Origin of the sequence: Rahnella sp. ATs2 (assembly GCF_051851855.1) — a bacterium.
GTDB classification, from domain to species: Bacteria; Pseudomonadota; Gammaproteobacteria; order Enterobacterales; family Enterobacteriaceae; genus Rahnella; species Rahnella variigena.
This window is the reverse complement of sequence record NZ_JBLYPL010000037.1, coordinates 14,244-27,017: the sequence shown is the minus strand read 5'-3', so window position 1 is coordinate 27,017 and position 12,774 is coordinate 14,244. Positions and strand designations below refer to the sequence as shown.

Below are 12,774 nucleotides of genomic sequence, written 5' to 3'. Positions count from 1 at the left end.
TATGGTTGTTACCCTGATCCACCCAATCGCGATGGATGACGGTCTGCGTTTCGCAATTCGTGAAGGCGGCCGTACTGTAGGTGCTGGTGTTGTTGCTAAAGTTATCGCTTAATCGCTGATAGTTTTTTGTCACTATTCGTTGACGCAATACACACTAAAAGGGCATCATTCGATGCCCTTTTTTCTACGCTGTGGCGCTAGAACCTATCTCATCAGCGATTTTTACGTCATAATCACTGGTGAGATAGGCTCTGAGATATAGCGTAAAACACCGAATTGCGCTCAAGTAGAGCATCGATCGGTTTGGTTTGCCTCGCAATGCGAGGCAAAGTTGTTTGTTCTGAATCATTGTGACGGGTTGGTTTATGAGTGCGAATACCGAGGCTCAAGGGAGCGGGCGCGGCCTGGAAGCGGTAAAGTGGCTGGTTGTTGCCGTTTTGTTGGTTGTAGCTATTGTCGGTAACTATTATTACCGTGCATACAGCCTGCCGTTACGCGCGTTAGCCGTAGTTGTTATTATCGCAATTGCAGGCGCAGTGGCATTACTGACCACTAAAGGCAAAGCGACAGTCGCGTTTGCTCGTGAAGCGCGTACTGAAGTACGTAAAGTCATTTGGCCAACGCGCCAGGAAACATTGCATACCACACTGATCGTTGCTGCGGTGACTGCCGTTATGTCTCTGATTCTGTGGGGGCTGGATGGTATTTTAGTCCGCCTGGTATCTTTCATTACTGGCTTGAGGTTCTAAATGTCTGAAGCACCTAAAAAACGTTGGTACGTCGTTCAGGCGTTTTCTGGCTTTGAAGGCCGCGTAGCGCAATCGCTGCGTGAGCACATCAAATTACATGACATGGAAGAACTGTTTGGTGAAGTCATGGTTCCAACCGAAGAAGTGGTTGAGATCCGTGGTGGCCAGCGCCGTAAAAGTGAACGTAAATTCTTCCCGGGTTATGTGCTGGTACAGATGGTAATGAATGACGCCAGCTGGCACTTAGTTCGCAGCGTTCCTCGTGTGATGGGCTTCATTGGCGGAACGTCAGATCGTCCTGCACCAATCAGCGATAAAGAAGTTGATGCGATCATGAATCGCCTGCAACAAGTGGGTGATAAGCCACGTCCTAAAACATTGTTTGAACCAGGTGAACTGGTACGTGTTAACGACGGTCCGTTTGCGGACTTCAATGGCGTGGTTGAAGAAGTTGATTACGAAAAAAGCCGCCTGAAAGTGTCTGTATCCATCTTTGGCCGTGCAACACCGGTTGAACTGGACTTCGGTCAGGTTGAAAAAGGCTAACAGCAGCTTTCTAAATATTCGTTAGAACAGATGTTGTACAAGGCGCGAAATTGAACTATAATTTCGCGCCTTTTGTTTTTATGTGCAGCCTCTGTACGTAAAGCGTAAAGAACCAAGTTCTGTAAATAACGGGGAGCCTCTTCAAACAGGCGATATCACCCAAACGAGGATATTTACCATGGCCAAGAAAGTACAAGCCTACGTTAAGCTGCAAGTTGCAGCCGGTATGGCAAACCCAAGTCCGCCAGTTGGTCCAGCTCTGGGTCAACAAGGCGTGAACATCATGGAATTCTGTAAGGCGTTCAATGCTAAGACTGATAGCATGGAAAAAGGCCTGCCAATTCCTGTTGTTATTACTGTTTATTCTGACCGTTCTTTCACCTTTGTTACCAAAACCCCTCCTGCAGCAGTACTGCTGAAGAAAGCGGCTGGTATCAAGTCTGGTTCCGGCAAGCCGAACAAAGACAAAGTGGGTAAAGTAACGAGTGCTCAGGTTCGTGAAATCGCAGAAACCAAAGCTGCGGACATGACTGGTTCTGACGTTGAAGCGATGACTCGCTCCATCGAAGGTACTGCTCGTTCCATGGGCCTGGTAGTGGAGGATTAATAAATGGCTAAGCTGACCAAGCGCATGCGCGTGATCCGTGACAAAGTTGATGCTACTAAACAGTATGACATCACCGAAGCCGTTGCTCTGCTCAAAGAGCTGGCCACTGCTAAATTCGTAGAAAGCGTTGACGTTGCTGTTAACCTCGGCATCGACGCTCGTAAATCTGATCAAAACGTTCGCGGCGCAACCGTACTGCCACATGGCACCGGTCGTTCTGTTCGCGTTGCCGTCTTCACCCAAGGTGCAAACGCTGAAGCTGCTAAAGCTGCAGGCGCTGAGCTGGTAGGTATGGAAGATCTGGCTGACCTGATCAAGAAAGGCGAAATGAACTTCGACGTTGTTATCGCATCTCCAGATGCAATGCGCGTTGTTGGCCAATTAGGTCAGGTTCTGGGCCCACGTGGTCTGATGCCTAACCCGAAAGTTGGTACTGTAACTCCTAACGTTGCTGAAGCGGTTAAGAACGCTAAAGCGGGTCAGGTTCGTTACCGTAACGACAAAAACGGCATCATCCATACCACTATCGGTAAGGTTGATTTCGAATCCGACAAGCTGAAAGAAAACCTGGAAGCTCTGTTGGTCGCTCTGAAAAAAGCGAAGCCTTCTCAGGCTAAAGGCGTTTTCATCAAGAAAGTAAGCCTGTCCACTACCATGGGCGCTGGTCTTGCTGTTGATCAAAGCGGCCTGAGCGCAACAGTTAACTAATTAACTGCTGACGTTTATCGCTTTACGCGGGCGGTAGATTTGTCTAGAATCTATGGCCCGTTGTTTCGTTAATGCGAAACCAAGATTTTTCGGTTGGAGTCTGGCCTATCCAGACCTCCGTCCAAGACCGCAGGTGTCCCGAAAGGGACTTAATCCTTCCTGCGTAGACGGTGACAGAGCCTGAAGAAAATATTTCTTTGTCTTTTTTATAAAGAATTAAGATTTGTCTTTGCTGGATTCTCTGCTCACCGTGTTTGAACGCTTGATATCGATTCTCGATAACAAGTGATGTGAGTTCCGGGGATTTTCCCCGGCCAAATCCAGGAGCAAAAAGCTAATGGCATTAAATCTTCAAGACAAACAAGCGATTGTTGCTGAAGTCATCGAAGTAGCCAAAGGCGCGCTGTCTGCGGTTGTTGCGGATTCTCGTGGCGTAACTGTAGATAAAATGACTGAACTGCGTAAAGCAGGTCGTGAAGCTGGCGTTTACATGCGTGTTGTTCGCAACACCTTGATGCGTCGCGTCGTAGAAGGTACTCAGTTTGAGTGCCTGAAAGACACGTTTGTCGGTCCAACCTTGATTGCATTCTCTGCTGAACACCCAGGCGCTGCTGCCCGTCTGTTCAAAGATTTCGCTAAAGCGAATGCAAAATTTGAGGTTAAAGCTGCGGCCTTTGAAGGTGAGTTTATTCCTGCGGCTCAAATCGACCGCTTGGCAACTCTACCTACTTACGAAGAAGCAATCGCACGCCTGATGGCAACCATGAAAGAAGCCTCTGCAGGCAAATTGGTTCGCACTCTGGCTGCTGTACGCGATCAGAAAGAAGCTGCTTAATCAGCCTTTTTTATCTCGTTCATTTGCTTACGTATACACTATTTCTGAATTCTAGGAACACTTGAAATGTCAATCACTAAAGAACAAATCATTGAAGGCGTTGCAGCTCTGTCTGTAATGGAAATCGTTGAACTGATCTCCGCTATGGAAGAGAAATTCGGCGTTTCAGCTGCTGCTGCTGTTGCAGGTCCTGCTGCTGCTGCTGAAGCTGTTGAAGAAAAAACTGAGTTCGACGTTGTTCTGGCTGCTGTTGGCGCGAACAAAGTTGCAGTTATCAAAGCTGTTCGTACCGCAACTGGCCTGGGTCTGAAAGAAGCTAAAGACCTGGTTGAGTCTGCTCCAGCAGCTCTGAAAGAAGGCATCAGCAAAGACGACGCTGAAGCTCTGAAAAAATCTCTGGAAGAAGCTGGTGCTTCTGTTGAAGTTAAGTAAGTTTAACTTCCCGGAGTGCAGTCTGTCCTAACAGACTGATGGCTGGTGACTTTTTAGTCACCAGCCTTTTTGCGCTATAGAGTGTCAGTGGTGTTTCACACTGTTTGAGCACTGAACTACTCTAATATCTCTTTCTATAGACGCCTTAATATATTGATGCCCCTTGCTGTAGCTCATCTACAGATAACGCACAACGAAATGATTTAAGAGTGGTAGAAAACAGATATTGCGGGAAGCGTTTCTGCTTTCCGGTCGACATAAACGGTGTTGCATGAACTGTCCTTCTCAGGGCAGACAAGATTGGGTCACTGATCAGCGAGCTGAGGAACCCTATGGTTTACTCCTATACCGAGAAAAAACGCATTCGTAAGGATTTTGGTAAACGTCCACAAGTTTTGGACATTCCATATCTCCTTTCTATCCAGCTTGACTCGTTCCAGAAGTTTATCGAGCAAGATCCGGAAGGCCAGTACGGTCTGGAAGCTGCATTCCGTTCTGTATTCCCTATCAAGAGCTACAGCGGTAACTCTGAGCTGCAATACGTTAGCTACCGTCTTGGTGAGCCTGTATTCGACGTTAAAGAATGCCAGATCCGTGGTGTGACGTTCTCCGCGCCACTGCGCGTGAAACTGCGCCTGGTAATCTACGAACGTGAAGCACCAGAAGGTACGGTCAAAGACATCAAGGAACAAGAAGTCTATATGGGCGAAATTCCGCTCATGACCGAAAATGGTACCTTCGTGATTAACGGTACTGAGAGGGTTATCGTATCTCAGCTGCACCGTAGTCCGGGCGTATTCTTCGACAGCGATAAGGGTAAAACCCACTCATCGGGTAAAGTGCTTTATAACGCACGTATCATCCCTTACCGCGGTTCATGGTTAGATTTCGAGTTTGACCCGAAAGACAACCTTTTTGTGCGTATTGACCGTCGCCGTAAATTGCCTGCGACTATCATTCTGCGTGCATTAAATTACACGACTGAACAGATCCTTGACCTGTTCTTTGACAAGGTGACTTACCAGATCCGCGACAACAAGTTGCAGATGGAACTGGTACCTGAGCGCCTGCGCGGTGAAACAGCTTCCTTTGATATCGAAGCTGACGGCAAAGTCTATGTAGAAAAAGGCCGCCGCATCACTGCCCGCCATATTCGTCAGCTTGAAAAAGACGAAATTCAGCGCATCGAAGTCCCTGTTGAATACATCGCAGGGAAAGTGGTCTCTAAAGACTACATCGACACCAATACCGGTGAGCTGATCGTCCCGGCTAACATGGAATTGTCTCTGGATCTGCTGGCTAAACTGAGCCAGTCCGGTCACAAAACCATTGAAACGCTGTTCACCAACGACCTCGATCATGGCGCGTACATGTCCGAGACCATTCGCGTCGACCCAACCAGCGATCGCCTGAGCGCACTGGTTGAGATCTACCGAATGATGCGTCCTGGTGAGCCACCAACGCGTGAAGCGGCCGAAAGCCTGTTTGAGAACCTGTTCTTCTCTGAAGATCGCTACGACCTGTCTGCTGTTGGTCGTATGAAGTTCAACCGTTCTCTGCTGCGTGATGAAATCGAAGGTTCAGGTATCCTGAGCAAAGACGACATCATTCAGGTAATGAAAAAGCTGATCGGCATTCGTAACGGCCAGGGCGAAGTGGATGATATCGACCACTTGGGCAACCGTCGTATTCGTTCCGTCGGCGAAATGGCTGAAAACCAGTTCCGTGTAGGTCTGGTTCGTGTTGAGCGTGCTGTTAAAGAGCGTTTGTCTCTGGGCGACCTCGACACATTGATGCCTCAGGATATGATCAACGCTAAGCCGATTTCGGCTGCGGTGAAAGAATTCTTCGGCTCAAGCCAGCTGTCACAATTTATGGACCAGAACAACCCGTTGTCTGAGATTACGCATAAGCGTCGTATCTCTGCATTGGGCCCGGGCGGTTTGACCCGTGAACGTGCTGGCTTTGAAGTTCGAGACGTACACCCGACTCACTACGGTCGCGTATGTCCAATCGAAACGCCAGAAGGTCCAAACATCGGTCTGATCAACTCCTTGTCTGTGTATGCACAGACCAATGAGTACGGTTTCCTGGAAACCCCTTACCGTCGCGTGCGTGATGGTCTGGTGACTGATGAAATCAACTATCTGTCTGCAATTGAAGAAGGCAACTTCGTAATCGCTCAGGCGAACTCCAACCTGGACGACGAAGGGCGCTTCATTGAAGACCTGGTCACTTGTCGTAGCAAAGGCGAATCAAGCCTGTTTAGCCGCGATCAGGTTGACTACATGGACGTTTCCACCCAGCAGGTTGTATCCGTTGGTGCTTCACTTATTCCATTCCTGGAACACGATGACGCCAACCGTGCATTGATGGGTGCGAACATGCAACGTCAGGCAGTTCCGACCCTGCGCGCTGATAAGCCGCTGGTAGGTACTGGTATGGAACGTGCTGTAGCGGTTGACTCCGGTGTTACTGCCGTAGCTAAACGTGGCGGTATTGTTCAGTACGTGGATGCATCCCGTATCGTTATTCGTGTTAACGAAGAAGAGATGTACCCGGGCGAAGCAGGTATCGACATTTATAACCTGACCAAATACACCCGTTCTAACCAGAACACCTGCATCAATCAGATGCCGTGTGTGAATCTGGGCGAGCCAATCGAGCGCGGCGACGTGCTGGCAGATGGTCCGTCAACAGATCTGGGCGAACTGGCACTGGGTCAGAACATGCGTGTCGCGTTCATGCCTTGGAACGGTTACAACTTCGAAGACTCCATTTTAGTCTCCGAACGTGTTGTGCAGGAAGACCGCTTCACGACCATCCATATCCAGGAACTGGCATGTGTGTCCCGTGACACCAAGTTAGGGCCTGAAGAGATCACCGCTGACATCCCTAACGTGGGTGAAGCTGCGCTCTCTAAACTGGATGAGTCCGGTATCGTTTATATCGGTGCTGAAGTGACCGGTGGTGACATTCTGGTTGGTAAGGTGACACCTAAAGGTGAAACCCAGCTGACGCCAGAAGAGAAACTGCTGCGTGCGATCTTCGGTGAGAAAGCGTCTGACGTTAAAGACTCTTCTCTGCGTGTACCAAACGGTGTTTCCGGTACGGTTATCGACGTGCAAGTCTTCACCCGTGATGGCGTGGAAAAAGACAAGCGTGCGTTGGAAATCGAAGAGATGCAGCTGAAGCAGGCTAAGAAAGACCTGACTGAAGAGCTGCAGATCCTGGAAGCGGGTCTGTTTGCACGTATCCAGTCTGCGCTGGTTGCTGGCGGTGTTGAAGCTGACAAGCTGGGCAAATTGCCTCGCGATCGTTGGTTAGAACTGTCACTGACTGACGAAGACAAACAGAATCAGTTGGAACAGCTTGCTGAACAGTATGACGAACTGAAATCCGAGTTTGAGAAAAAACTCGAAGCTAAGCGTCGTAAAATCACTCAGGGCGATGATCTGGCACCAGGTGTGCTGAAAATCGTTAAAGTGTATTTGGCCGTTAAACGTCAAATCCAACCTGGTGACAAGATGGCAGGCCGCCACGGTAACAAAGGTGTTATCTCCAAGATCAACCCGATCGAAGATATGCCTTACGATGAAAACGGGACTCCTGTTGATATCGTACTGAACCCGCTGGGCGTTCCATCACGTATGAACATTGGTCAGATTTTGGAAACCCACCTGGGTATGGCCGCGAAAGGTATTGGTGAAAAAATCAATGCCATGCTGAAGAAACAAGAAGAAGTTTCTAAGCTGCGCGAGTTCATCCAGCGTGCCTATGATCTGGGCGACGACGTTTGTCAGAAAGTTGATCTGACCACCTTCACCGATGACGAAGTATTGCGTCTGGCTGAGAACCTGAAAAAAGGTATGCCGATTGCAACACCAGTCTTCGACGGTGCGAAAGAGTCAGAGATCAAGCAACTGCTTGAAATGGGCGGAATCCCTACCTCTGGTCAGATCACACTGTTTGACGGCCGTACCGGCGAGCAATTCGAGCGTCAGGTTACTGTCGGCTACATGTACATGCTGAAACTGAACCACCTTGTTGACGATAAGATGCACGCGCGTTCTACCGGTTCTTACAGCCTTGTTACTCAGCAGCCGCTGGGTGGTAAAGCTCAGTTCGGTGGTCAGCGCTTCGGTGAGATGGAAGTGTGGGCGCTGGAAGCATACGGTGCCGCATATACCCTGCAGGAAATGCTGACTGTTAAGTCCGATGACGTGAACGGCCGTACTAAGATGTATAAAAACATCGTAGATGGCGATCATCGTATGGAACCAGGCATGCCGGAATCCTTCAACGTATTGTTGAAAGAAATCCGTTCTCTGGGTATCAACATCGAGCTGGAAGACGAGTAAGTACTCGAATTCGCACTGATCACAGGGGCACCTGCCTGTTAATCAATACAGACCAGGTGCCTAACAGGTCTAACCCGACGGGAGCCAATCCGTGAAAGACTTACTAAAGTTTCTGAAAGCGCAAACTAAGACCGAAGAGTTTGATGCGATCAAAATTGCTCTGGCATCGCCAGACATGATCCGTTCTTGGTCTTTTGGTGAAGTTAAGAAGCCAGAAACCATTAACTACCGTACGTTCAAACCAGAACGTGACGGCCTTTTCTGTGCCCGTATCTTCGGACCAGTAAAAGACTACGAATGCCTGTGCGGTAAGTACAAGCGTTTAAAACATCGCGGCGTGATCTGCGAGAAGTGCGGCGTTGAAGTGACCCAGACTAAAGTACGCCGTGAGCGTATGGGCCACATCGAACTGGCTTCCCCGACTGCACACATCTGGTTCCTGAAATCGCTGCCATCGCGCATCGGTTTGCTGCTGGATATGCCACTGCGTGATATCGAACGTGTTCTGTACTTCGAATCCTATGTGGTTATCGAAGGCGGCATGACTAACCTCGAAAAACGCCAGATCCTGACTGAAGAGCAGTATCTGGATGCGTTGGAAGAGTTTGGTGATGAGTTCGACGCGAAGATGGGTGCGGAAGCAATTCAGGCTCTGTTGAAAAACATGGACCTGGAAGCAGAGTGCGAGCAACTGCGTGAAGAGTTGAACGAAACCAACTCCGAAACCAAACGTAAGAAGCTGACCAAGCGTATCAAGCTGCTGGAAGCGTTCGTTCAGTCTGGTAACAAACCAGAGTGGATGATCCTGACCGTGCTGCCGGTACTGCCACCAGACTTGCGTCCATTGGTTCCGTTGGACGGCGGCCGTTTCGCAACGTCGGATCTGAACGATCTGTATCGTCGCGTTATCAACCGTAACAACCGTCTGAAACGCCTGCTGGATCTGGCTGCGCCAGACATCATCGTACGTAACGAAAAACGTATGCTGCAAGAAGCGGTAGATGCTTTGCTGGATAACGGCCGTCGCGGTCGTGCTATCACCGGCTCTAACAAGCGTCCGCTGAAATCTCTGGCAGACATGATTAAAGGTAAACAGGGTCGTTTCCGTCAGAACTTGCTGGGTAAACGTGTCGACTACTCTGGTCGTTCCGTTATCACCGTAGGTCCATACCTGCGTCTGCACCAGTGTGGTCTGCCGAAGAAAATGGCACTGGAACTGTTCAAACCGTTCATTTACGGCAAGCTGGAACTGCGTGGCCTGGCCACCACCATCAAAGCCGCTAAAAAAATGGTTGAGCGCGAAGAAGCTGTCGTTTGGGATATCCTGGACGAAGTTATCCGCGAACACCCGGTACTGCTGAACCGTGCACCAACCCTGCACCGTTTGGGTATCCAGGCGTTTGAACCGGTTCTGATCGAAGGTAAAGCAATTCAGCTGCACCCGCTGGTTTGTGCGGCATATAACGCCGACTTTGATGGTGACCAGATGGCTGTTCACGTACCGTTGACGCTGGAAGCTCAGCTGGAAGCGCGTGCGTTGATGATGTCTACCAACAACATCCTGTCACCTGCGAACGGCGAGCCAATCATCGTTCCTTCTCAGGACGTTGTATTGGGTCTGTACTACATGACTCGTGACTGTGTTAACGCCAAAGGCGAAGGCATGGTTCTGACCGGTCCTAAAGAAGCTGAGCGTATTTACCGCGCCGGTTTGGCCTCTCTGCATGCGCGTGTCAAAGTGCGTATTACAGAAGAGATCAAAAATACCGAAGGCGAAGTTACGCACAAAACGTCGATTATCGACACGACTGTTGGTCGCGCCATCCTTTGGATGATCGTACCAAAAGGTCTGCCGTTCTCTATCGTCAACCAGCCTTTGGGCAAAAAAGCTATCTCCAAAATGCTGAACACTTGTTACCGCATTTTGGGCCTGAAGCCGACCGTTATTTTTGCTGACCAGATCATGTACACCGGTTTTGCTTACGCTGCCCGTTCAGGCGCGTCAGTAGGTATCGATGACATGGTAATCCCTGCGAAGAAAGCAGAGATTATCGAAGAAGCAGAAACCGAAGTTGCTGAAATCCAGGAACAGTTCCAGTCTGGTCTGGTAACTGCTGGCGAACGCTATAACAAAGTGATCGACATCTGGGCTGCGGCCAACGAACGTGTTGCTAAGGCAATGATGGAAAACTTGTCTGTTGAAGACGTCGTCAACCGTGACGGTGTTGTTGAACAGCAGGTTTCCTTCAACAGTATCTTTATGATGGCCGACTCCGGTGCGCGTGGTTCTGCTGCACAGATTCGTCAGCTGGCCGGTATGCGTGGCCTGATGGCGAAACCAGATGGTTCCATCATTGAAACGCCAATCACCGCGAACTTCCGTGAAGGTCTGAACGTACTCCAGTACTTCATCTCTACTCACGGTGCTCGTAAAGGCTTGGCGGATACCGCACTTAAAACGGCTAACTCCGGTTATCTGACTCGTCGTCTGGTTGACGTCGCGCAGGATCTGGTTGTGACCGAAGACGACTGTGGTACTCACGAAGGCATCATGATGACTCCGGTCATCGAAGGTGGCGACGTTAAAGAACCACTGCGCGAACGTGTTCTGGGTCGTGTGACTGCAGAAGATATCCTCAAGCCGGGTACGGCGGATATCCTGGTTCCACGTAACACCCTGCTTCACGAGAAGACGTGTGATCTGTTAGAAGAGAACTCAGTCGACAGCGTGAAAGTACGTTCAGTCGTAAGTTGCGAAACCGACTTTGGTGTGTGTGCAAACTGCTACGGTCGCGACCTGGCACGTGGTCACATCATCAACAAAGGTGAAGCGATCGGTGTTATTGCAGCACAGTCCATCGGTGAGCCGGGTACCCAGCTGACGATGCGTACGTTCCACATCGGTGGTGCGGCATCTCGTGCGGCAGCGGAATCCAGCATCCAGGTTAAGAACACTGGTACCATTAAACTGAGCAACCATAAGCACGTTAGCAACTCTAACGGCAAACTGGTCATCACTTCCCGTAACACTGAGCTGAAATTGATCGACGAATTCGGTCGTACCAAAGAAAGCTATAAAGTGCCTTACGGTTCCGTGATGGGCAAAGGCGATGGCGCATCAGTTAACGGCGGCGAAACCGTTGCTAACTGGGATCCGCACACAATGCCAGTTATCAGTGAAGTGAGTGGTTTCATTCGCTTTGCCGATATGGTGGATACTCAGACCATCACACGCCAGACCGACGACCTGACCGGTTTGTCTTCTCTGGTAGTTCTGGACTCTGCAGAGCGTACCGGTAGCGGTAAAGACCTGCGTCCGGCACTGAAAATCGTTGACGCTAAAGGCGACGACGTATTGATCCCAGGTACTGATATGCCTGCTCAATACTTCCTGCCAGGTAAAGCGATTGTTCAGCTGGAAGATGGTACTCAGATCCACTCTGGTGACACCCTGGCGCGTATTCCTCAGGAATCCGGCGGTACCAAGGACATCACCGGTGGTCTGCCACGCGTTGCTGACCTGTTCGAAGCACGTCGTCCGAAAGAGCCTGCAATCCTTGCTGAAATCAGTGGGATCATCTCCTTCGGTAAAGAAACCAAAGGCAAACGTCGTCTGGTAATTTCTCCGTTGGATGGCAGCGATGCTTACGAAGAAATGATCCCTAAATGGCGTCAGCTGAACGTGTTCGAAGGCGAAGTTGTGGAACGTGGTGACGTCGTATCCGACGGCCCAGAGTCTCCGCACGACATCTTGCGTTTACGTGGTGTTCACGCGGTTACCCGCTACATCACCAACGAAGTGCAGGAAGTTTACCGTCTGCAAGGCGTTAAGATTAACGATAAGCACATCGAAGTTATCGTTCGTCAGATGTTGCGTAAAGGCACCATCGTTAGCGCTGGTGGCACTGACTTCCTGGAAGGCGAGCAGGCAGAAATGTCTCGCGTTAAAATCGCTAACCGTAAGCTGGAAGCTGAAGGCAAAATCACGGCAACATTCAGCCGTGACCTGCTCGGTATCACCAAGGCATCCCTGGCGACCGAATCCTTCATCTCTGCTGCGTCGTTCCAGGAAACCACGCGCGTTCTTACCGAAGCGGCTGTTGCCGGTAAACGTGATGAACTGCGTGGCCTGAAAGAGAACGTTATCGTTGGCCGTCTGATCCCAGCCGGTACCGGTTACGCTTATCACCAGGATCGTGCACGCCGTAAAGCTCAGGGCGAAGTGCCAGTTGTACCGCAAGTCAGCGCGGATGAAGCAACGGCTAACCTGGCTGAACTGCTGAACGCAGGTTTCGGTAACAGCGACGATTAATCGTCTTCTGTCGAAACGCATAAAACCGCTCCTTCGGGGGCGGTTTTTTTTTGCCTGAAATCTGGGAATTGATAATGCTGAGAAAGAGGAGCCGGAACAGGGAACTGGACGATAACCTGTTCCGGCTATTTGGAAGCAGCGCCGGGATGAGTGGCGCCGGCCATCTGCGAATATGCAGCGGCAAAAGCACAGTAATGCCCCCGGCCTGCTGGCGCGAGGGGCAA

At 50.2% G+C, this 12,774-nt stretch carries 9 protein-coding genes; all 9 read left to right on the top strand.

Translation table 11 applies throughout. The features are described from left to right. Positions 1–112, top strand: a 112-nt coding sequence (locus ACJY2G_RS24710) for an elongation factor Tu (protein WP_072269979.1), incomplete at its 5' end; no start/stop codon positions are given. 253 nt (positions 113–365) lie between these two features. Continuing rightward, positions 366–749, top strand: coding sequence for a preprotein translocase subunit SecE (gene secE / locus ACJY2G_RS24705; RefSeq protein WP_034794996.1), 384 nt, complete (start codon positions 366–368; stop codon positions 747–749). Then, positions 750–1,295, top strand: a complete 546-nt coding sequence (gene nusG, locus ACJY2G_RS24700; protein ID WP_009639145.1) for a transcription termination/antitermination protein NusG — start codon at positions 750–752, stop codon at positions 1,293–1,295. 178 nt (positions 1,296–1,473) lie between these two features. Continuing rightward, complete coding sequence (rplK, locus tag ACJY2G_RS24695) at positions 1,474–1,902, top strand: 50S ribosomal protein L11 (RefSeq protein ID WP_013577413.1); 429 nt, start codon at positions 1,474–1,476, stop codon at positions 1,900–1,902. Positions 1,903–1,905: 3 nt separating this feature from the next. After that, positions 1,906–2,610 (top strand): 50S ribosomal protein L1, encoded by a 705-nt coding sequence (gene rplA / locus ACJY2G_RS24690; protein WP_120164019.1) that lies wholly within the window; start codon positions 1,906–1,908, stop codon positions 2,608–2,610. 337 nt (positions 2,611–2,947) lie between these two features. Beyond that, complete coding sequence (gene rplJ, locus ACJY2G_RS24685) at positions 2,948–3,445, top strand: 50S ribosomal protein L10 (protein WP_112288545.1); 498 nt, start codon at positions 2,948–2,950, stop codon at positions 3,443–3,445. A 66-nt stretch (positions 3,446–3,511) separates the two neighbouring features. Further along, on the top strand, positions 3,512–3,877 hold the full coding sequence (rplL, locus tag ACJY2G_RS24680; protein WP_013577410.1) for a 50S ribosomal protein L7/L12: 366 nt from the start codon (positions 3,512–3,514) through the stop codon (positions 3,875–3,877). 332 nt (positions 3,878–4,209) lie between these two features. Then, the gene (gene rpoB / locus ACJY2G_RS24675) at positions 4,210–8,238 is read left to right on the top strand and encodes a DNA-directed RNA polymerase subunit beta (protein ID WP_430320964.1); all 4,029 of its coding nucleotides are present in this window, start codon (positions 4,210–4,212) and stop codon (positions 8,236–8,238) included. 91 nt (positions 8,239–8,329) lie between these two features. Continuing rightward, positions 8,330–12,550, top strand: coding sequence for a DNA-directed RNA polymerase subunit beta' (gene rpoC / locus ACJY2G_RS24670; RefSeq protein WP_095924286.1), 4,221 nt, complete (start codon positions 8,330–8,332; stop codon positions 12,548–12,550). Positions 12,551–12,774 lie beyond the last annotated feature (224 nt).

Coding starts and splice junctions, on each gene's coding strand:
- secE (WP_034794996.1), top strand. CDS start 366: ATGAGTGCGAATACCGAGGCTCAAGGGAGCGGGCGCGGCCTGGAAGCG.
- nusG (WP_009639145.1), top strand. CDS start 750: ATGTCTGAAGCACCTAAAAAACGTTGGTACGTCGTTCAGGCGTTTTCT.
- rplK (WP_013577413.1), top strand. CDS start 1,474: ATGGCCAAGAAAGTACAAGCCTACGTTAAGCTGCAAGTTGCAGCCGGT.
- rplA (WP_120164019.1), top strand. CDS start 1,906: ATGGCTAAGCTGACCAAGCGCATGCGCGTGATCCGTGACAAAGTTGAT.
- rplJ (WP_112288545.1), top strand. CDS start 2,948: ATGGCATTAAATCTTCAAGACAAACAAGCGATTGTTGCTGAAGTCATC.
- rplL (WP_013577410.1), top strand. CDS start 3,512: ATGTCAATCACTAAAGAACAAATCATTGAAGGCGTTGCAGCTCTGTCT.
- rpoB (WP_430320964.1), top strand. CDS start 4,210: ATGGTTTACTCCTATACCGAGAAAAAACGCATTCGTAAGGATTTTGGT.